Origin of the sequence: Streptomyces sp. NBC_00223, from assembly GCF_036199905.1 — a bacterium.
Taxonomy (GTDB): Bacteria; Actinomycetota; Actinomycetes; order Streptomycetales; family Streptomycetaceae; genus Actinacidiphila.
Window position 1 is genome coordinate 1,331,786 of sequence record NZ_CP108109.1, and the last position, 20,515, is coordinate 1,352,300.

The 20,515-nt window shown below is 72.9% G+C and carries 17 protein-coding genes; 7 read left to right on the forward strand and 10 right to left on the reverse strand.

Annotated elements, in window-relative coordinates:
- Window positions 1–57: 57 nt before the first annotated feature.
- Genes iolC through iolD form a run of 3 tightly spaced genes read left to right on the forward strand, consistent with a single transcriptional unit; the run spans window position 58 to window position 3,777 of the window.
- A complete protein-coding gene (gene iolC / locus OHA30_RS05625) occupies window positions 58–1,056 on the forward strand; it encodes a 5-dehydro-2-deoxygluconokinase (protein ID WP_328912685.1) in 999 nt (332 codons plus the stop codon).
- Window position 1,057: 1 nt separating this feature from the next.
- Window positions 1,058–1,933: a 5-deoxy-glucuronate isomerase gene (gene iolB / locus OHA30_RS05630; protein WP_328912686.1), complete on the forward strand. Its 876-nt coding sequence runs from the start codon at window positions 1,058–1,060 to the stop codon at window positions 1,931–1,933.
- Window positions 1,930–3,777, forward strand: a complete 1,848-nt coding sequence (gene iolD, locus OHA30_RS05635) for a 3D-(3,5/4)-trihydroxycyclohexane-1,2-dione acylhydrolase (decyclizing) (protein WP_328912687.1) — start codon at window positions 1,930–1,932, stop codon at window positions 3,775–3,777. The genes iolB and iolD overlap by 4 nt, the downstream gene beginning before the upstream one ends.
- A gap of 495 nt (window positions 3,778–4,272) precedes the next feature.
- Here the strand turns inward: iolD and OHA30_RS05640 are convergent, their stop codons facing one another.
- From OHA30_RS05640 to OHA30_RS05665, 6 genes are all read right to left on the reverse strand, one after another.
- On the reverse strand, window positions 4,273–5,073 hold the full coding sequence (locus OHA30_RS05640; RefSeq protein ID WP_328917743.1) for a carbon-nitrogen hydrolase family protein: 801 nt from the start codon (window positions 5,071–5,073) through the stop codon (window positions 4,273–4,275).
- 56 nt (window positions 5,074–5,129) lie between these two features.
- Window positions 5,130–6,392: an aminotransferase-like domain-containing protein gene (locus OHA30_RS05645; protein WP_328912688.1), complete on the reverse strand. Its 1,263-nt coding sequence runs from the start codon at window positions 6,390–6,392 to the stop codon at window positions 5,130–5,132.
- A complete protein-coding gene (locus tag OHA30_RS05650; protein WP_328912689.1) occupies window positions 6,389–7,633 on the reverse strand; it encodes an enolase C-terminal domain-like protein in 1,245 nt (414 codons plus the stop codon). Before OHA30_RS05650 ends, OHA30_RS05645 begins: the two co-directional genes overlap by 4 nt.
- Window positions 7,630–8,493: an alpha/beta hydrolase gene (locus OHA30_RS05655; RefSeq protein WP_328912690.1), complete on the reverse strand. Its 864-nt coding sequence runs from the start codon at window positions 8,491–8,493 to the stop codon at window positions 7,630–7,632. The genes OHA30_RS05650 and OHA30_RS05655 overlap by 4 nt, the downstream gene beginning before the upstream one ends.
- Window positions 8,490–10,298, reverse strand: a complete 1,809-nt coding sequence (locus OHA30_RS05660; protein ID WP_405786149.1) for a GH3 auxin-responsive promoter family protein — start codon at window positions 10,296–10,298, stop codon at window positions 8,490–8,492. The genes OHA30_RS05655 and OHA30_RS05660 overlap by 4 nt, the downstream gene beginning before the upstream one ends.
- Before the next feature lie 491 nt (window positions 10,299–10,789).
- Window positions 10,790–12,022, reverse strand: coding sequence for an MFS transporter (locus tag OHA30_RS05665; protein ID WP_328912691.1), 1,233 nt, complete (start codon window positions 12,020–12,022; stop codon window positions 10,790–10,792).
- A 169-nt stretch (window positions 12,023–12,191) separates the two neighbouring features.
- On the opposite strand from OHA30_RS05665, the gene OHA30_RS05670 reads away from it, so the two are divergent.
- Window positions 12,192–13,070, forward strand: coding sequence for a LysR family transcriptional regulator (locus OHA30_RS05670; RefSeq protein ID WP_328912692.1), 879 nt, complete (start codon window positions 12,192–12,194; stop codon window positions 13,068–13,070).
- A gap of 172 nt (window positions 13,071–13,242) precedes the next feature.
- On the opposite strand, the gene OHA30_RS05675 is transcribed toward OHA30_RS05670, so the two are convergent.
- Window positions 13,243–14,634, reverse strand: coding sequence for an IS4 family transposase (locus OHA30_RS05675; RefSeq protein WP_328912530.1), 1,392 nt, complete (start codon window positions 14,632–14,634; stop codon window positions 13,243–13,245).
- Window positions 14,635–15,537: 903 nt separating this feature from the next.
- On the opposite strand from OHA30_RS05675, the gene OHA30_RS05680 reads away from it, so the two are divergent.
- Complete coding sequence (locus tag OHA30_RS05680; protein WP_328912693.1) at window positions 15,538–15,762, forward strand: hypothetical protein; 225 nt, start codon at window positions 15,538–15,540, stop codon at window positions 15,760–15,762.
- Window positions 15,763–15,828: 66 nt separating this feature from the next.
- Complete coding sequence (locus OHA30_RS05685; RefSeq protein WP_328912694.1) at window positions 15,829–16,302, forward strand: hypothetical protein; 474 nt, start codon at window positions 15,829–15,831, stop codon at window positions 16,300–16,302.
- Between the two features lie 43 nt (window positions 16,303–16,345).
- On the opposite strand, the gene OHA30_RS05690 is transcribed toward OHA30_RS05685, so the two are convergent.
- A complete protein-coding gene (locus tag OHA30_RS05690) occupies window positions 16,346–17,107 on the reverse strand; it encodes an SDR family oxidoreductase (RefSeq protein ID WP_328912695.1) in 762 nt (253 codons plus the stop codon).
- Between the two features lie 180 nt (window positions 17,108–17,287).
- On the opposite strand from OHA30_RS05690, the gene OHA30_RS05695 reads away from it, so the two are divergent.
- Entirely contained in the window at window positions 17,288–18,076 is a 789-nt protein-coding gene (locus OHA30_RS05695; protein WP_328912696.1) for an arylamine N-acetyltransferase family protein, read from the forward strand.
- A 34-nt stretch (window positions 18,077–18,110) separates the two neighbouring features.
- On the opposite strand, the gene OHA30_RS05700 is transcribed toward OHA30_RS05695, so the two are convergent.
- A complete protein-coding gene (locus OHA30_RS05700; protein ID WP_328912697.1) occupies window positions 18,111–18,458 on the reverse strand; it encodes a hypothetical protein in 348 nt (115 codons plus the stop codon).
- A 147-nt stretch (window positions 18,459–18,605) separates the two neighbouring features.
- Window positions 18,606–19,841 carry a 3-phosphoshikimate 1-carboxyvinyltransferase gene (gene aroA / locus OHA30_RS05705; protein WP_328912698.1) on the reverse strand — a complete coding sequence of 412 codons (1,236 nt, stop codon included), beginning with the start codon at window positions 19,839–19,841 and terminating at the stop codon, window positions 18,606–18,608.
- Window positions 19,842–20,515: the final 674 nt, after the last annotated feature.

The following is a 20,515-nucleotide window of genomic DNA, read 5'->3' on the forward strand; positions in this document are numbered from 1 at the left end:
CGTTTGAGCGCAGGTGACGTGCCCGCGCGGCACAACTCCCCTGAGCCCGCGCGGCGTTTGAGCGCAGAGCCCGCGCGGCGACTGAGCGCAGGGAACGCCGCCCACGACGTGATCACCCTCGGCCGCATCGGCGTCGACCTCTACCCGGAGCAGAGCGGCGTCACCCTCGCCGCAACCCGCACCTTCCGCAAATCCCTCGGCGGCACCGCCGCCAACGTCGCGGTCGCCGCCGCCCGCCTCGGCCTGCGCACAGCAGTCCTCACCGGCGTCGGCGACGACCCCTTCGGCACGTACGCCCGCGGCGCCCTGCGGGAGTTCGGCGTGGACGACGCCCTCGTCACGACCGTCCCCGGCGTCCAGACCCCGGTGGTCTTCTGCGAGCTCTTCCCCCCGGACGACTTCCCGATCTACTTCTACCGCCGCCCGTTCGCACCGGACCAGTGCCTGACCCCGGACGGCCTGGACCGTACGGCCGTGCGCGCGGCACGCGTGCTGTGGATCACCGGCTCGGCCCTCGCCGTGGAGCCCACCCGTTCCGCGCTCTTCGCCGCGCTGGAGGCCCGCGAGGGCGGCGACGTCTGGTTCGACCTCGACTGGCGGCCCGGCTTCTGGGCCGACCCGGCCGAGGCGCCCGCGCTGTACGCCCGCGCGCTGGCGTACGCCACGCTCGCCGTCGGCAATCTCGACGAGGCGGAGATCGCGGTCGGCAGCCGTGACCCGGAGACGGCGGCGGGGCTGCTGCTGGACCGGGGTGTGCGGACCGCCGTGGTCAAGCAGGGCCCGGCCGGGGTACTGGCCCGTACGGCGCACGAGCGGTACTGCGTACCGCCGTTGCCGGTCGAGGTGGTCAACGGGCTCGGCGCGGGCGACGCGTTCGGGGGCGCCCTGTGCGCGGGGCTGCTCGCCGGGGACCCGCTGCCGGAGGTGTTGCGGGCGGCCAACGCGGCGGGCGCGATCGTCGCCTCCCGGCTGGCCTGCGCGGACGCGATGCCGACCCGGGCGGAGATCGACGCGCTGCTGCTCGATCGCAACCCGACCGCTGAAGCGGTGAGTTGAGATGACGGCCGCGCATGTGCCCGCCGGGTCCTGCGCCCGGGACTGCTACGACCTGTGGATCGACCCGGACACGGCGGGCTGGGGGTACTCCGCGCTGCGGGTGCTGACCCTGGAGCCGGGTGGATCAAGGGAGTTGACGGCCGGGGACAGCGAGTGGATCGTGCTGCCGCTCGCGGGCGGCTGCGCGGTGACGGTGGACGGGGAGTCCTTCACGCTGCACGGGCGCCGCGATGTCTTTTCCGGCGTCAGCGACTTCGCCTATCTGCCGCGCGACTCCCGTACGGTGCTGGCCAGTTCGGGCGGCGGCCGGTTCGCTCTCGCGGGCGCCAGGTGCGAGCGCCGCCTTCCCGCGCGCTACGGTCCCGCGTCCGGTGTCCCGGTCGAACTGCGCGGCGCGGGCAGCGCGAGCCGCCAGGTCAACAACTTCGCCGCCGCGGATGTCTTCGTCTGCGACCGGCTGATCGCGGTCGAGGTGCTGACCCCCGGCGGCAACTGGTCCTCCTATCCGCCGCACAAGCACGACGAGGCCGGGCCTCACGAGTCGCGCCTTGAGGAGGTCTACTACTACGAACTGGGCGGCGGACCGGCCGCGCTGGGCTATCAGCGGGTCTATCCCTCCCCCGCCGGCACCTCGGACGTGCTGGCCGAAGTGCGGTCCGGCGACGCGGTGTTGATCCCGGACGGCTGGCACGGCCCGAGCATGGCCGTACCCGGCTACGACATGTACTACCTCAATGTGATGGCCGGCCCCGACCCCGCGCGCGCCTGGCTGATCAGCGACGATCCGGCGCACGCCTGGGTACGCGACACCTGGGCGGGCCAACTCCCCGACGTGCGCCTGCCGTTGTACGAGGCCCCGGACCGGGAGGGCACATGAGACTGACCGTCGCACAGGCGCTGGTACGGTTCCTGGCCGCGCAGTTCACCGAACGGGACGGCGTACGGCACCGTACGGTCGCCGGTATGTGGGGCATCTTCGGGCACGGCAATGTCGCCGGGGTCGGGCAGGCGCTGCTGGAGGCGGGGCCGGAGGCGATGCCGTTCCACCAGGGGCGCAATGAACAGGCGATGGTCCACGCGGCCGTCGGCTACGCGCGGATGAAGCACCGGCTGTCCACCATGGCGTGCACGACCTCCATCGGGCCGGGCGCCACCAATCTCGTGACGGGCGCGGCGCTGGCCACCGTCAACCGGGTGCCCGTACTGCTGCTGCCCGGCGACGTGTTCGCGACGCGGCCGGCCGATCCGGTGCTCCAGCAGCTCGAAGTGCCGTGGGCGTACGACATCACGGTCAATGACGCGCTGCGGCCGGTCTCCCGCTACTTCGACCGGATCTGGCGGCCCGAGATGCTGCCGGCGTCGCTGCTCCGGGCGATGCGGGTGCTGACCGATCCGGTGGAGACGGGGGCGGTGACGCTGGCGCTGCCGCAGGACGTGCAGGTGGAGGCGTACGACTGGCCGGACGAACTGTTCCGCGAGCGGGTGTGGAAGGTACGGCGGCCGGTGCCGGACGCGGCGGCGGTGGCGGAGGCGGCGGAGCTGCTGCGGGGTGCGCGGCGGCCGCTGATCGTGGCGGGCGGCGGGGTACGGCACTCCGAAGCGGCGGACGCGCTGGCCGAGTTCGCGGCGGCGACGGGCATTCCGGTGGCCGAGACGCAGGCGGGGAAGGGGTCGCTGCGGTGGGACCATCCGCAGGCGCTGGGCGGGATCGGGCACACGGGGACGACGCCGGCGGACGCGGCGGCGAGGGCGGCCGATGTGGTGCTGGGGATCGGCACGCGGTGGACCGACTTCACGACGGCGTCGGGCACGCTGTTCGCGGCGGACGCGCGGGTGGTGAATCTGAATGTCGGGGGCTTCGACGCGGCCAAGCTGGACGGGCTGGCGCTGTGCGGGGACGCGCGGGCGGGTCTGGGAGTACTCCTCGCGGAAGTGAGAGGGTATCGCGCTCCTGAGAGGGTCCACGCGGTGGACGAGTGGCGGGCCCGGACCGACGCGGTCTTCGCCGGGACGTACGGCGGTCCCGGCGACAGCTCAGGAGGGGCGCTCTCGCAGGGCGAGGTGATCGGCGCGCTGGACGCGGTGCTGGGTGACCGGGACGTACTGGTCAACGCGGCGGGCTCGCTGCCGGGCGACCTCCACCGGCTGTGGCGCTGCCGGGACCCGGAGCAGTACCACGTCGAGTACGGCTACTCGTGCATGGGTTACGAGATCCCCGCGGCGATCGGCGTGAAGCTGGCCGCGCCCGACCGGGAGGTGTTCGCCCTCGTCGGCGACGGGACGTATCTGATGCTGCCGACGGAGGTCGTCACCGCCGTGCAGGAGGGCATCCCGATCAATGTGGTGATCGTGCAGAACTTTGGGTACGCGTCGATCGCTGGGCTCTCCGAGCAGGTGGGGGCGGAGGGTTTCGCCACGGGGTACCGCTTCCGCGGGCCCGGCGGCGGTTACACGGGGGCGCCCCTGCCCGTCGATCTCGCGGCGAACGCGGCGAGCCTGGGGCTGGAGGTCTTCCGGGCCCGTACGGCCCCCGAACTGCGGGAAGCCCTCGCGGCGGCCCGCGTTTCGCCGCGGGCGACGGCGGTCCACGTCGAAACGGATTCCGCTCGCGCGGGGCTTTCGGCGGAGGCGTGGTGGGACGTACCGGTCGCGGGGACGTCCACGAGGCCCGCTGCGCGGGTGGCCAGGTTGGCGTACGAGGCGTCGCGCTTGCGCGCGTAATCCAGGTTTCCTTTTCCCCCGCCCGCCCACCCGTGCGGTGTCGACTCCGTCTGCGGTTCGCCCGGTCCGCCGGGTGCGGGTTCGTCCGGGTGCGGGCTTTTTCGTCCCCGCCCGCCCACCCGTGCGGGTGCGTTTCCGTCTGCGGGTGCAACCTGTGGTCGGGTCGGGGCCAGTCCGGAGGTATCTCCTCGAAATGCGCAAGTGACCTTCTTTGAGGTTGCGTAACGCTTGGTCTGCGCATTTCTGCGGGGACACCTCCTCCCCGTCCCCTCCGGCCCGGTTGGCGGCGAACGGTCGCGGGGGGTGATGGAAAACGTCCGACCGGAGAAGCGCGCAGGTTGTCTCGACCTGCCAGTTGGCCACCCCGTACGAACCGACCGCCGCCGACGGTGACCCGGCCCCACAAGAAGACCCGCAGACGGAGACGCACTCGCACGGGTGGGCGGGGTGGGGGAGACAAGCTCCCACGCAGTGGGGGCGCGTCCCGCATAGGGGCTACCAGCGGCGATTGGCCGGCACGCCCAGACTCGCCCGCGCGTCAGCGACTTCACGAAGGTCGAGATCCCAGGACGCGAAGTCCTGGCCCACCCCGAGCTGCCCGAGCAATTCCCCCCGCGGTGACACCGCCAAACTCCCCCCGACCCCGGTCGGCGCCAAGCCGACCGCCACGCCGGACACAGCGGGCGTCGGCTCGGCCGCCTGGCCGCAGCCGACCACGTACGCCCCCGTATCCAGCGCCCGCGCCCTCGCCAGCAGCGTCCACTGCTCCAGCTTCCCCGGCCCCGCCCCCCAGGACGCGGGCACGACCATCACCTGCGCGCCCCGCGCGGCGAGTTCGGTGAAGAGGCCGGGGAACCGTATGTCGTAGCACGTGGCCACACCGATCCGGACCCCGGCGACGTCCACGGTGAGCAGCGCCGCGCCGGGCGCGACCGTGTCCGACTCCCGGTACCCGAACGCGTCGTAGAGGTGGATCTTGTCGTAGTGCCCGACCCGGCGCCCGGGTCCGGCGATCAGCAGGGTGTTACGCACCCGGCCCCCGTCGGCGGGGGTGAACATGCCGGCGATCACGGTCACGCCGGTCGCCGCCGCGATCGTACGGACCCGTCGGGCCCACGGCCCGTCCAGCGGCTGGGCGACGGGCGCCAGCGGCACCCCGAAGCGGCACATGGCCGCTTCGGGGAACACCACCAGGTCCGCCCCGGCCGCAGCCGCCCGCTCGGCCCCCGCCGCGATCAGCGCGAGATTGGCCTCGGGGTCGGTCCCGCTGCGGATCTGGGCGGCGGCCACCCGCAGCACACGCGGGGCCCGGACCGTACGTGTGCGGCCCGGTGCGGGCGAACCGTCGGCGCTCACGGCAGGGACTTGACCACGGCCGTCAGGCGCTCCAGCCCGGCGACGAGGTGATCGTGCTCGGCCGCCGAGTACGCCAGCCGCAGATGGTCGGCGTAACGCCCGCTCTGGTGCGGGTCGTAGAACGTGCCCTTGGAGTACACCACCCCGGCCTCCAGGGCGCGTTCGGCGAGCAGTTCGGCCGTCGCGGTCCCGTCGACGACCCTGGCCCAGATGAAGAACCCGCCCTCCGGAGCCGTGAATTCGAGCCGGTCGCCCGCCTCCCGCAGGGCCCGTACGGCGAGTTGGGCGCGGGTGCGGTACAGCGTCCGGCCGCGGTGCAGCAGGCCGTCGAACCAGCCGGGCCGTTCCAGCAGCGAACGGGCGATGGCCTGGGAGAGCGTGGAGCTCTGGAAGTCGTAGCGGCGCCGCAGGTTGACCACGTGCGGCGCCGGCCACTCCGGGACGACCAGCCAGCCGAGCCGCAGCCCCGGGCCGAGCGTCTTGGCGAAGGTGTGGGCGATCACCACCCGGTCGCTGTCCAGCGGGAAGTCGGGCTCCTGCCCGCCGTCGAAGGAGAACTGCCGGTAGGGGTTGTCCGAGACGATCACGAAGCCGTAGTGCTCGGCGAGTTCGACCAGCCGCAACCGCCGCTCGTACGGCAGCAGTCCGCCGCCGGGGTTGTGGAAGTCCGGCACGGTGTAGACGGCCTTGGGGCGCAGCCCCGCCCGCAGCCGTTCGGCCAGCACCTCCACCTCGAAGCCGTTGGGCCCGACGGGCACGGTGTGGATGTCGGCCCCGGTGCTCTCCACGATGCGGATGGTGTCGGGGAAGACCGGATCGTCCACGACGATGACATCGCCCGGCTCGGCGATCACCTGGAGGGTCAGGGCGATGCCGTGCAGCGCGCCGTTGGTGATCAGGACGCGGTCGACGGGTACGCCCTCGCGCGCCGCGATCAGTTCGCGGAGCCGGAGTTCACCGGCGTTGGGCCCGTAGGCGAGCGCCTGGCCGCCCGAACGGGCTTGTGAGAAAAGCTCGTTGGTGACCTCCCCGATCTCCCGCAGCGGCAGCGCCTCGACCGCCGGGGCGCCGCTGACCAGGTTGACGAAGTCGGGTCCGGGCCGCCGGGCCGGTACGGCGTAGGGGGCGGACAGCGACAGCCCGGCGACCCTGGCTGAGACCAGGGAGGCGGCCGGACGCGCGGCCCCGTCGGCGTAAGCGGCCGGATCGGAGGCGGTAGCGGCGGCCGTGATGTCGGCGGAACGCGTGGTCGTGGTCATGCCGAAGTCCTCGTCTCTGGGGAAAACTGCTCGTCGGTGTGCGCGGCCGGCCGCCCCGGCACGGGGTCCGCGGTCCGCAGATGGGTGTGGATCAGGGTGGGGGAGGGCGTCAGGCCGAAGCCGGGGCCCGGCAGCGGCGGGGCCAGATGCCGGGTGCGGTCGATCGCGTAGCCGGGCACGGTCAGCCCCGGTCCGAACCACTCGTCCTGGCGCCCCGACTCGACGGCCACCGGCCCCTCGGCCCAGGCGGCGAGCAGCCGCCCGGCCGCCCACAGCGGGCCGATCTCCGCGACCTGGACGCCGAGTTGATAACCGAGCCCCAGCGCGCGGGCCCGCTCGATCATCCGCAGCGACCGCAGCGGACCGCCGCACTTGGAGACCCGTACATTGACGTACGAGGCAGCGCCGGGTCCGGCCGCCGCGTCGAGGTCGGCGGGCGTCGCCCCGGACTCGTCCAGCATCACCGGGCACCCGGTCTCCCGCTGGATCCGGCCCAGGGTCGCCCAGTCGCGCCGCCGGGTGGGCTCCTCGATCCAGTCGACGGCGTCCGCCAGCAGCCCGGCGGCCCGCAGCGCGACCGCCGGCTCCCAGGAGCCGTTGGCGTCCACCGAGACGGTGGTCGTCGCCGTGTCGAGGAAGCCGCGTACCGCCAGCACCACACGCCGGGTCGCGAAGGGGTCGGCAAGTCCCTTGACCTTGACGTGCCGCAGATTCGCCAGGGCCCCAGGCGGCATGCCGCCGAGCAGTTCGGCCGGGGTGCGGCTGGAATCGAGCACCAGCGCGGAGACCGGTACGCGGGGAGCGTCGCGCAGGACGCCGGAGCCCGCGGCTGCCACCCGCAGGGCGTCGGCGGCGTCCCGCCCGTGCGCCCGGCACCAGACGTCCAGCAGCGCCGTCTCCAGCGCCGCCGCGGCGGCGGGGGCCGGCCCGCCGGGGGCGCCGAGCGTCCGCGGCAGGTCGAGGTCGGCCAGCGCCCGTACGCCGGCCTCGAAACCGTCGGCGTCCGCGAGGACCTGGCCGAGCACCCGGGGGTCGGCCCGCCGCAGCGCGGCCACCGCCGACGTCAGTGTCTCGCCGGTGACGTACGAGCGCGGCGCCCCCTCGCCCCAGCCGGTGGCGCCCGCGAAGGAGCAGCGGACCAGCACCGACTGGGCGGTGGTACGGGACTTGGCGGCGTGCGCGAAGGGCCGGTTCATGGGCACCCGCGCGGTGAAGACCTCGATCGGCCCGAGCGCGGTCACGGTGTCCCCCCGGTGGCCACCGCGCCCAGCCAGTCCCAGTAGCGGTGCCGGGCCGCCGAGAACTCGATGTAGTGCCCGGCCCCCGCGAAGTCCACCGCCCGCGCCCGGCGGGTGAGGCCGGAGAGCACCTGCCAGGAGGTCCGCAGATCGATGATCGCGTCGTGCTCGGGACGGACGAAGTGGATCCCGGCGCCGGTCGATTCGTCCCAGGGGCCGCCGCGCAGATAGATGTCCTCCAGGCCGACCATCACCGACCTTGTGCCGGCGGTGACTTGACGGACCATCAGCAGGTCGTTGGCCATGAAGTCCAGATAGCCGGTGACCTCGGTGTAGTCCGCGTCCGCCAGCGCCAGCGGTGAGGTGTGCGGACCGCCGCCGTCACGGACCGCGGCCAGTGTCTCGCCCGAGCCGAGCCGGGCCCGCTGCTGGCCGAGCGCGGGCGCGCAGAACACCAGCCGGGCGTCCGGCACTTGCCCCTCGGTCACCAGCGCCGCCAGTACGCTCCCGCCGAAGCTCTGCCCGACGGCGGTGAGCGCGAGCCCCGGCGCCAGCTCCCGGGTCCTGGCCAGCGCGAGTACGTAGTCGCGCAACACCTGCCCGGCCGAGGGCAGATGGCCGCGCGGGCCCCGGCTGAGCCCGCTGCCGCGCCGGTCGAGCGCGAACACCGCGATACCCCGGGCCGCGAGCGCCGGGCCGGTCTCGTACAGCCAGCCCGCGTGGCTCTGGATGCCGTGGAGGTAGAACACCGCGGCGGTGGGGGCGGTGTGCGGCCGCCAGTGGTGCAGGGCGAGTGTCGTGCCGTCGTCCGCGGTGAGCGGGAGCGTGGTGCGGCCGCCGTGCCGGGCCGTCGCGGCGGTCACCGGTCACCGTCCCGGCCGGCGGTACGGGAGACGGCGGCTGTCAGGGTCCGCTCGTCGGTGCTCGCGGCCAGCAGGCCGCGGTCGCGGAAGACGGTCAGCAGTTCGGCGTCGCGTTGCAGCCAGTGGTGCTTGACCTGGTTGGCCGAGGCGCCTCGGGCGCGCAGCCGCTCCTCGGCCGCGGCGAAGGCGCCGACCGGCACGGCGGTCACCTCAAGCCGGCCCAGGCGCCGGGAGCGGCGCTTCTCGCCGTACTCGATGTTGATCCGGCGCAGTTCGGTGTCGACGGCCTCCCGGAACCGATCGAGTCCGGCCCGGCCCAGCGCGGCGGCGCCCTCGATGACGACGCGGTAGCCGGGCGGGGTCCCCCAGACGGGTACGCAGGTGAACAGCGGGCGGCCGCCGAAGTCCGTGGGCAGCGCCCCCACCACGGCCTGGTGCACATGGGTCTCGGTCAGCTTCTCGCCCGTGAAGGAGCTGCGGAAGCCGGCCCGGCCGGTGAACTCCAGCCGCGGCACGGCCCCGTAGTACCCGGCGACCCGGTAGACGTCACCGACGTCGTAGCGCAGCAGCCCGTTGGCCTGGCTCATCACCAGCCGGTACTCCCGCCCGACCGCCAGCTCATGGAAGTCCAGGGTCGCGGTGTCGGGGGCGAGCAGATCGCGGTCGTCGGCGGGGACGAACTCGTAGACGCCCTGGTCGACCGCCAGCGGGCCGGCCGACGGGTGGCCGTCCACGGGGAGCGTGACGATGCCTTCGGTGCCCGTGGTGCTGAACGGCAGCCGGGGCACACCGGGTAACACTTCTTCGAGCCAGTCCCGGTAGAGGGCGGCGGAGGCCGAGTTCCAGGCGACCGCCAGCGTCAGGCGCGGCCACAGGTCCACCAGCGTGGGCGCGCCGCCGGTCGCGTCGAGGACCGCGCGCAGCCGCTCGGCGCTCTCCCGGTCCACGCCGACCTCGGCGCCGCGCCGGCCGTCGAGCGTCCCGTCGTGGAGGTCCGCCACCAGCCGCTCGCCATGGGTGACCAGGGTATGCGCCAGGCTGATGATCTTGGACGGGTTGAGCGCGACGATCGCCCGTACGTCCCGGCCGGCCAGCAGGCGCAGCTTGCGGTACATCGTCGCCTCCCAGCTCTCGTCCGGGTCGGCGACGAACCACGGCTCGTCGTACCAGGGCGGCAGCCAGTCGTGGGAGCTGACGGCGGCCGGCCGGTTGGAGATGCTGTAGACCGGCCGGGAGCCGCCCGGGGCGATCCTGCCGGGGGCGCGCTCCCAGGACAGGTCGAGTACGTCGGGGGTGTGCCGGTCCGCCGCCGCGGCCGGATCGGAGGCGGCGAGGGCCTCGAAGTACAGCCCCCACTGGGCGTACAGGGCCGGGCCCCGGTAACGGTCCCGCCAGTGGCGGGTGGTCGGGATGTGCTTGGGCACGCCGCTGGAGCCGGAGGTCTTCAGGTACGCGTACGGCTGGCTCGTGGTGAGGACGCCCGCGCGGCCCTCCCGCGCCCGCCGCACATACGGTTCGACGTCCTCGTACTGCTGAATGGGGACGGCTTTCCGCCAGTCGTCCATCGTGCGGACGGTGTGCAGGGAATGTGCCCGTCCGAACTCCGTGTCGGCGCACTGGTCGAGCATGTCTTCGAATACCCGGCGGGTGGTCTCCCGCGGTTCCGCGTAAATCCGTCGCTGGAGTTCGAGAGCACCGCGCACCCGCCCGGCGAAGGCATGGCAGGAGCAGCTGAAAGGTGCCGTGCGCCGGGGAGCGCGCGGAGTGTCGTACAGATTCTGTGCGGATTCCGTAACGGCTTCCATCATTTCCCTCAGGTTGAATTCACGCGTGCCGGATCACCGAATTCACGGCTTGTGGCCGAAGGAACCCGGGTGCTGGTGGCAGGGGTGCGGGCAGGGATCGAGGTAGGTTGCTGATTCAACGAGTGATGGCGTTCCGGGCCCGGAGGCGCGGTGGACCAGCGGGGATCGAGGAAAGTCAGCGGGCCCGGTCGGAAGAGTGACACGAGGCGTCGGCGCGGAAGGGGCCGTAATCGGCCGCCGGGGCGCTCGATTGGTCTTGAAGCTCTCGCATGCTCTTGAGTCTGGACCACTTGATGCGCGGGAGTCAAGGATTTTCGAAAATAGGAGGAGTTGAATTGTTTCAGGATTTCGAATTCCATGTGTAAGGGCAGGTGGGCCCGTTGGAGAAGGCGGAATTTCCGCCCGGCGCGGGGCTTGTGCGCGGTCGCGCGCGGGGGCGTACGGGGGCGTGGGACGGGTGGTCCTGGGGCCGGGCGTACGGCGGGGTGCCGCTACGCGCGGGGGCGTACGTACCGCGGGGCCGGGAGCCCGTCCCTCTCCGCCGCCGGCCCGCGCTGATGGCGGGTCAGCGCCAGCGACACCGCGCCGCCGCACAGACCGAGCACGGCCGCGATGACGGCGAAGGCCGTGGAGCCCACCGCCGTCATGCCCAGCACGGTGGTGCCCGCCGCGATGCCCACGTTCATCATGGAGCTGTTCCAGGCCAGGACCGACGCGCGCTGACGGGGGTCCGCGCTCGCCAGATACGCCTGCTGGGTGGAGTAGAAGGCGCTCCCGGCGACACACCAGACGAACAACGCGCCCAGACACAGGGCGAGATGACGAGTCGTCAGTGCGATCGGCGCCGACAGCGCGAACACCGCCGCGCTGCCCACGGACAGCCAGATCTCGCTTCTCCCAGACGCTCGCAGCCGGTCGATCGCCGGGCCACTGGCCAGCGACCCCAGCATCGAACTCACCCCGACCAGCAGCCCGGCCACGCCCTGTTGGGCCAGGGAGAACCCGAAGCGCTGCGCCAGCAGCGCGCCGGCATAGGTGTACGCGCCGAGCCGTCCCGCCTGGAACAGCAGCGTCGCCGTCAGTCCCAGGCTGATCCTGGGCGCCCGCCACGGCAGTATCAGCGCGCGCAGACCGCCGGGGGCCGCGGCGGGCGGGGTCCGTACCAGCCGCCGGGCCAGCAGCGGCACCATCAGCGCGAAGCCCACCCCGATACCGGCGAACGCCACCCGCCAGCCCAGCAGTTGGGCGCACACCGTGCCCAGCGGGACGCCGAGCACCTGCCCCAGGCCGTAGATGGCGACGGCGACCGAGACGGCCCGGCCGCGGCGGGCCGGTTCGGTGCGCTCGGCGAGATAGGCCCAGCAGGAGGGGGCGGCCATCGCCGCGCCCAGCCCGCTCAGCGCCCGGGCCGCCACCAGCAACGGCAGGCCCTGGGCGAGCGCGGACAGGACATTGCCCGCGGCGAAGAGACCGCCGCCGGCCACGATGAAGATCCAGCGCGGCGCCCGGTCGGCCAGCACGCCAAGTGGCGGTCCCGCGACCCCGTACGCGACCACGAAGGCGGTCACCACCAGCGCGGTGGCCGAGGTGGACGAGCCCAGGTCGTGCGAGAGGGTCGGCAGCAGCGGGGAGACGAGGTAGGTCTCCGCGCCCATCAGGAAGAAGACACCGCACAGCATGAGGTATTCGGCCGTGGAGATCGCCCCGGCCCTGGCTGAGCGCATTCCCACCCTCTCCGACGTGCTCGCGGCCGCCGGGCCCGAGCGCCGCGGCGTGCGCACTGCCGAGTCTGCGGGCGGGTTTCGGGACCGGTCCAATAGCCTTTGTTTCCCGGCCGATCACGCCTCTTTATCGCCCGTCGGCCCCGGCTGCGCGGAGCGTTAGGCTGACCACATGGAGTTGCGCCGTCTGAGGTACTTCGTGGTGCTGGCCCGGCATCTGCACTTCGGCCGGGCGGCGGCCGAACTCCGGATCGCGCAGCCCGGGTTGAGCCAGCAGATCAAGGTGCTGGAGAAGGAACTCAAGGTGGTCCTGCTGGACCGCGGCCCGCAGGGCGTCTCCCTCACGGCGGCCGGCGAGGCGCTGCTGGCCGGCGCCGGTCCCGTACTGGCCGCCGCCGACGAACTCGGCGAGCGGGTAAGGGCGGTGGCCGACGGCACGGACGGGCGACTGCGGCTGGCGTACTCCCGTTCCGGCGCGGACGAGCGGATCTCGGAGCTGATCGACGGATTCCGCCGTGAGCACCGCAACCTCCGGGTGACGGTCACCACCGCGATGTCCGCGTGGAGCCTGCGGCTGCTGCGGGACGGCGGGCTCGACGCGGTGTTCGTACGGGGAGTGGTGCGCGAGGAGGGGATCGAGACGGTCGTGGTGAGCGAGGAGGAGGCGGCCGCGGTGCTCCCGGCCGACCATCCGCTGGCCGCGCGCGAACTCATTGACCGTCAGGATCTGTGCGGGCTGCCGGTCGTGCTGTGGCCCCGGGAGGCCGGGCCGAGCCTCTACGACGAACTCGTCGGCGACGTCTGGCCGGACAAGCCGCCGGACATCGCGGCGGAGGAACCGGACTTCGAGCAGGTGATCGCCGCGGTGGGGGCGGGGGTGGGGGTCTCGGTGATGGATCTGCGGCGGGCCCGCAAGTTGTGTCCGCCCGGGGTCGCCATCCGCCGCTTCGGCGGGACGCCGCCCGCGTATGCGGTGTCACTGGCGTGGCGGGAGGGGAGCCCGGTGGTGGCGCGCTTTGTCTCTCACGTTCGGTGTGTCGTCGGCGGCTGACGCAGTGAGCTGGCGCTCACCCCGGTGAAGGGTTTGTTTTTCCCGCCCGCCCACCCGTGCGGTGCCGACTCCGTCTACGGTTCGCCCGGTCCGGCGGGTGCGGGTTCGTCCGGGTGCGGGCCTCTGCTCCCACCCTCCCCCAGAGCTTCGCCTGGGGGTACCCCCAATGCCGTCAAGTTTGGCGTTTGGGCTGGTGGGGGTGGGAGTTTGGGCTGTTGTGGTTGATGGTTGCGGTGATGTGGGCGGTGCCGGTGGGGACGGTCTGGCGTTTCTTGCCGTTGCCGATCTTGCCGGCGGCGTATTTGGACAGGGATCGTTTGACGAGGCGGTTGTATATCCGCAGGCGGCGTGGGGGTAGTGGGTGGTCGCGGAGGTAGGTGCCGACCGCGCCGAGCAGTCGGGCGTCTGGGGGACCGTCGATCTCGGTGGCGGTGGTGATGCCGTTGACGGTTTCACGCAGGGCCAGGGCGAAGCCCATCGCGGTGCAGGGCAGCCCTGCGGCGGTCCCGGCGCGGGCCATGACCAGGCGCAGGAGCTGGTAGCTGATCAGCAGGGCATGGATCTCCTGGGCCAGGCCGGCTGGGGTAGTGCAGTGCAGGACCCGGCCGCCGAGCATCGTGGACTTGACCGAGCAGAACGTCTCCTCGACTTCCCACCGGTCGTGGTAACAGGCGGCGATCGCGTCGGCGGGATGGGTGCGCCAGTTGAGCAGGCTGGTGGCCAGCAGCCATGTGCTGGTGCGGGTGCCCTGGTCGGTGGTGACCTGGACGGTGACGGCGATCGCGCGGACTTCGCGGCCGGCCCGCAGCGTCAGCCATGAGCCGTCGGGGTAGCGCTGAAGGGCCGGCAGGCGGGCGGTGCGGGGCAGCCGCACCGTGAAGTCGGCCCCGGTGGCGACCAGATCCGACAGGAACCCGGCCGCGTCGAACCCCGCGTCGAGCAGGACCAGCATTCCCGTGTGCAGGCTGCGCAGCAGCCGCCGGGCCGGAACGAACTCCCGGCCTGAGACCGGGCCGAAGACCGCATCGGCCAGGGTGCGGGTGGAGCAGTAGACCAAGGCGATCACCTGCACCAGCGGATAGCCCGCCGTGCCGTAGCGGTGCTTGTGCTTGCCCAGCCAGGCCCGGGTGGCCGCACTGTCCGGGACGGCCAGGACCGTGCCGTCGACCGCGCAGACCTCAAGGCCCCGCCACGGCTGCGGCACCGCGGCCGGGTGACGGCACAACTCGCGCAACAGCAACTGCAGCGGACGCGACCCCAGCCGCACCCGCGCCGCGTGCAGGCCCTGCCGGGTCGGGTCCGGCAACCCCGCGCCACCGAGCGCGGCACCCGCCATCCGGTACACCGCCCCCAGGGACACCGACCCGCACAACCCCTGCGCGACCAGCAGATAGACCACCACCCGGGCCGGCAGATCACGCACCCGCCGCTGCACCCGGCCCGTCCGCGCCAAAACCTCATCGACCACGGAGAACGGCAGCAGCCACGTCAACGGCCCCAGATGCCCCGGCGCGAAACACCCGGCACCTGCGGCCACCGAACGAGTAATGACAGACTCAGACACAGCAGGGCCCCTCCACGGATCCGGACTCGACACCCATATCCGTAGCGGGGCCCTGCCCCCGCTGTCCCACAAACACCCCAACCCCAACAACCCAACCCCCAAACTTGACGGCATTGGGGGTACCCCCATCTCGCTTCGCTCGCCCGTGCGGGTGCGTCTTCGTCTGCACGTGCAACCCGTGGGCGGGTCGGGGCCAGTCCGGACGTATCTCTCCCCCAGCTACCGCTGGGAGGTGCCCCCACGAAATGCGCATGTGACGTCCTCCCAGGTTGCGTAACCTGCGGTCTGCGCATTTCTGCGGGGACACCTCCTCCCCGTCCCCTCCGCTCCGGTTGGCGGCATCCGGCCGCGGGGGGGTGACGGGGACCTGCCCCGACGTCCCCCGCAACGTGCCCGTCCGTGGTGGGAGTGTTCCCCACCCGCACCACCCGTGCGGGTGGGATGTCGGCTTTCTGTCCTCCAGTGGGTGGCGACCTCGCCATCGGCGGCTGTCCGTTCGTATGTGGTGGCCACCCGCACGGTGAGGTGATCTTGGACGGTCACTCGGTCGGACCCTGTCTTTTCCCCCACCACCCCGCGACCGTTCGCCGCCAACCGGGCCGGAGGGGACGGGGAGGAGGTGTCCCCGCAGAAATGCGCAAATCCCTGGTTACGCAACCTGGGAAAACGCCACATGCGCAGTTCGAGGAGTCGCCTCCGGACTGGCCCCGACCCGACCACAGGTTGCACCCGCAGACGACGACGCACCCGCACGGGTGGGCGGGCGGGGACGAAAAACCCCCAACGCTACGCGCGGCCAAAGTGCCGCCAATGTGCCGGTGCGAGTGCCGGTCCCGCCAGGGCCGGCCTCGTAGTGTGCGTGGACGTCAAGGGACGGAACGTCCACCCACCCCAGGAGGCCCCATGAAGCAGCACCGCCTCGCCGCCACCGCGGCCACCGCCGCGGCCGCGGCGATCGTCGCCCTCGGTAGCACCGGCGTGGCCCACGCCGAGGCCAACCCCGCCTCGTCCACCACCCGCATCACCTCCGCCGTGCAGCTGCAGGCGAACCTCCAGCAGGCGATCACCCTCGAACAGGCCCAGGTGGGCGCCCTCGGCACGGGCCCGGCCGGCAAGGCCATCGACTGACCCGACGCCCGACCGACCCGCCCGACCCGACCGGCCCCCACCGCGACTGACGAAGGAGTGAGCACTGTGGGAACTGACGATTCCGCCCTCACCTGGTGCCCGAGCGGCCAGGCGAACTCACCCGAGTCCGTCGTCCTCGGTGTGCGCTCGGGCGACAACGGCCGTGTGACGTACCTCGCCGACCCCGTACCCGCGTCGGAGGTCCTCGGCTCCATCCCCGAGGGCATCGAGCCGACGCGGGTGCTGCGGTTCGCCTCGCACTGCGTGTCCGCGTGCGCGCACCGGAAGGGGAACGACTGCGGCCTCGTCCAGCGGGTGCTGGCCGTTCCGCCGCCGGACGACACCCGGGCGGTCCCGCGGTGCCACCTTCGTCCCCAGTGCAAGTGGTGGAACCAAACGGGCGTGGACGCGTGCTACCGCTGCCCGGCCGTCTCCACCTCCGTCTACACCCACGACGAACTCGGCACCCTGATCGCCGACCCGACGGCCACGCCCGAGCAGCTGTCCGCCTGGATCGCCGCGGACACCGGTTCCGCGTGACCCGACGCCGGTTCCGTGTGACCCGGCGGGAGGCCGCCCGCGCCTACCGCAGCCGCTCGGCCAGGAAGTCCTCCCAGGTCCGCGACCCCTTGTCCGAGCCCGCCGGGGCCAGGTTGTCGCCCGCCCGGTAGGCGCGGCCGGCCTTCCCCGGCATCGGGACCGGCACCAGCAGCCGCCGCCTGCCGCTCGCCTTCAGATAGCCGCGGACCAGCTCGGCCATCGGGTAGACCTTCGGTCCGGCCAGGTCCGGCACCCGGCCGGCCGGCTCACCGAGGGTCAGTTCCACCAGCCGGGCCGCCACCTCCCGCGCGTCGACCGGCTGGAACCGCGGTGCGCCCGGGACCGGAATCACCGGCAGCTTGGTCAGCTTCGACAGCACGGTCAGGCACAGGTCGTGGAACTGGGCGGCGCGCAGCGTCGTCCACGGCACCCCGGACTCGGCCACCGCCCGCTCCGCGCCCTGCTTGGCCCGGAAGTAGCCCAGCGGGACCCGGTCCGCCGCGATGACCGAGATGAACACCAGGTGCCGTACCCCCGCGGCCGAGGCGGCCCGCACGAGATTGCGCGCCGCCTCGTCGTCACCCGTGGGGGCGCCCGCGAGGTGCAGTACGGTGCCGGCTCCGGCCACCGCGGCTTCGGTCCCCTCGTCCTTGAGCAGGTCACCGGTCACATACGTGACGCCGCCCCCGGACTGGTGCGGTTTCCTGCTGAGCACCCGTACCTCGGCTCCGGCCTCCAGCAGCAGCGGGGTGACGAGGCGCCCCAGGCTGCCCGTGCCACCGGTGACCAGGATGGATGACGTCATGGTTGCTCCAAACTCGTTCGGACCGGGTCCTCGTCCCCCGTCACCTCACCAGCGTTTCGGGGGTCTGTCTCTCTGACACCCCGCGAGCGGGAAATGTGACCGCATGGCCGAGAGCACCTGGCCGGCGCCCCGGGCGTACCCGCCGTGACACCGGCCGGGCCGAACGGGCGAAAATGGCGCATGGACAACTTCCGGGCCGACGCCTACCTCAAGCACATCGGCGCCGAGCGGCCGCCCACCGCCGACGCGGACGCGCTGCGCACCCTGCATCTGCTGCACCAGCGCGCCGTCCCCTTCGAGAACCTCTCCATCCACCTCGGCCAGGACATCGTCCTCGACGAGGACGCGCTCGTCGCGAAGATCGTCGACGCCGGGCGCGGCGGCTTCTGCTACGAGTTGAACGGCGCCTTCACCGGTCTGCTCCGTTCCCTCGGCTACGAGGTGACGATGCTCTCCGCGCGCGTCTTCACCGAGACCGGCGAGATCGGGCCGCCGTACGACCACATGGCGCTGCGGGTCGACGCGGCGGACGGCAGCGGACCGTGGCTGGTGGACGTGGGCTTCGGGCGGCACAGCGACTACCCGCTGCGGTACGACGACCGGGCCGAGCAGCAGGACCCCGGCGGTGTCTTCCGGATCGTGGAGACGCCCGACGGCGACCTGGACGTCCTCCGGGACGGCGCACCCCAGTACCGGCTGGAGCAACGGCCGTGCGAACTGCGGGACTTCGAGGCGACCTGCTGGTTCCAGCGGACGTATCCGACGTCGCACTTCCGGCTGTCACTGGTGTGCTCGCGGCTCACCGAGGACGGCCGGGTGACGCTCAGCGGCCGCACTCTCGTCACGACCGAGGGCGAGCGGCGCGAGGAGCGGGAGCTGAACGAGGCCGAGGTGCTGCCCGCCTACCGCGAGCACTTCGGGATCACGCTGGACCGCGAACCGGTGGTGGTCGCCCCGCCCGGGGCCTGACGGAAGGGGGCCGGGCCCCGGGCGGAGCGGGACTTCAGGAGAAGACGACGGACCGCAGCTTCAGCCGCTCCGAGGCGTGGCCTCCGTTGGGACGCAGGGTGTAGTAGTCGCCGTCGCAGCCCACGCCGGTGAAGACCGTGGCCGTGGCGTTCGTGTCGTTCAACGGGGCGAACGCGGGCTCGGTCTCGTCCGGGTCGGACACCTCCGGGAGCGTGATGCACTCACGGCTGGGCGGGTCGACGAGCCCGCCGATCTCGTGGGAGCCGTACTCGCCCACGTAGCGGTAGATGAAGTCGCCCTCGGCCGCGTGGGCGGAGGCGGGGAAGCAGAACGCGGCCGCCAGGGCGCAGGCGACGGCGGCGACGGTGTTGCGGTAACGCACGGGTGAGACCTTTCACGTTCGGATAAGGCGAACGCGGATCACACTAGGGCGGGGCGAAACCGGCGAAACGCTTCTTCGTGACGAGACGGTTCGCCGGGCGCGTCGTGCGTGTCGGGGGCTCAGCGGCCCGGGCGTCCGCGGGCCGGGTCACACACCCCAGTCCGCGCGGACCTCCGCGAAGAACTCGTGGAACCCGGGGAACGTCTTCTTCACGCACCCCGGGTCGTCGAAGGTCGTGCCCGGTGTACGCAGCCCGGCCACCGCGAAGCTCATCGCGATCCGGTGGTCGCCGTGGCAGGCGATCTCGACGGGCGCGGGCGTGCCCGGGTGGATCTCGATCCAGTCGCGGCCGGTCTCGACCCGGATGCCCTGCCGGCGCAGGTTGTCGGCGCACGCTTCGAGCCGGTCGCACTCCTTGACCCGGGTGTTGTAGACGTCCTCGATCCGGACCGGGCCGTCGGCGAAGGGGGCGATCGCCGCGAGCGTGGGCATCGTGTCCGAGATGTCCCGCATGTTGACGGTGAGGCCGTGCAGGCGGCCGGTGCCGGTGACGGTGGTGGCGTCGGGGTCGGTCTCGACGTCGGCGCCCATCCGGCGCAGCACGTCCACGAAACGGAGGTCGCCCTGGAGGGCGTCGGCGCCGAGGCCGGGCACGGTCGCGCTGCGGCCGCTCAGCGCGGCGGCGGCGAAGAAGTAGCTGGCCGTGGAGGCGTCGGGCTCGATCGGGTAGTCGACGGCGCGGTAGCCGCCGGCCGGGACGACGAAGGTGTCGCCGTCGCGGCCGACGTCGACGCCGAAGCGGCGCATCATCGCGAGGGTGATCTCGACGTACGGCACGGAGACGATGCCGGTGACGCGGATGCGCAGTCCCTCGGTCATCAGCGGGCCGGCCAGCAGGAGCGCGGTGAGGAACTGGGAGGACAGGCTCGCGTCGAGGTCGATCGCGCCGCCCTTGATGCCGTCGGCGACGATCCGCAGGGGGAGGTGGCCGTCGGCCTCCTCGTGGGTGAGGTCGACGCCCAGGGTGCGGAGCGCCTGGGTGAGGGGGGCGACCGGGCGGCGGCGCATCTGGGGGGAGGCGTCGAAGCGGAAGACGCCGTGGCCGGCGGCGGCGAGGGCGGGCAGGAAACGGGCGGCGGTGGCCGCGTCGCGGGCGTAGACGTCGGCTTCGGTGACGGCGGGGCCGGAGGGGCGGCCGGTGATCCGCCATTCGCCTGCGGCGCGCTCGACGGAGTAGCCGAGGCGGGTCAGGCCCTCGGCGAAGCCGTCGGTGTCGTCCGAGAGGAGGGGGCGCCGCAGGACGGTGGTCCCCTCGGCCGCGGCGGCGAGGAAGAGGGCTCTCGCGGTCACGGATTTGGAGCCGGGGACGGCGACGACGGTCACGGGGTGCCTCCTGGCAGGTTCTTCGACTTCGGGCCCGCGCGGCCCCCGCCGAGTCTAGGCGCCGCACCCGCCGACCCGACCCGGGGCCGGGTCCCGCGACGGCGGCGGAAAGGGGGTGCCGAGGCGGCCGCGCCCTCGGCCTCCGGCCCGGACCCACGCACGGGCGCCGCGCAGGGGCAGTTCGGCACCGCCGAACCGGTCCATCCCGCTCCCCGCTGCTGCGGCGAGAAGAATGGGCATGCCGCACCGGCGCCCCTTCGCCCCGGCCAGGGGCAGTTCGGCACCGCCGAACACGTCCACCCCGCGTCCCGCCACGGCGGCGGGGAGAAGGTGGCCAGGCGCCGGTACCTTCGGCCTCCGGCCCGGACACACGCACCGGCGCCACGCAAGCGGGTATGGCACCGCCGAACCGGTCCACCCCGCGTCCCGCCGTCGCGGCGGAAAGAATGGGCACACCGCACGGCGCCCCTTCGCCCCCAGCCAGGAGCAGTTCGGCACCGCCGGACCGGTCCACCCCGCGTCCCGCCGTCGCGGCGGAAAGAAGGTGCCCAAGCGGCACCCTTGGCCTCCGGCCCGGAAGTCCGGCGGCCGACGCCCGTCGGGTCGGTGGTGAACTCCTCCCCGTACACGGTCAGATCGACGGTCTCCGGGCCGCTCATCGCGCGTCCCCCTTC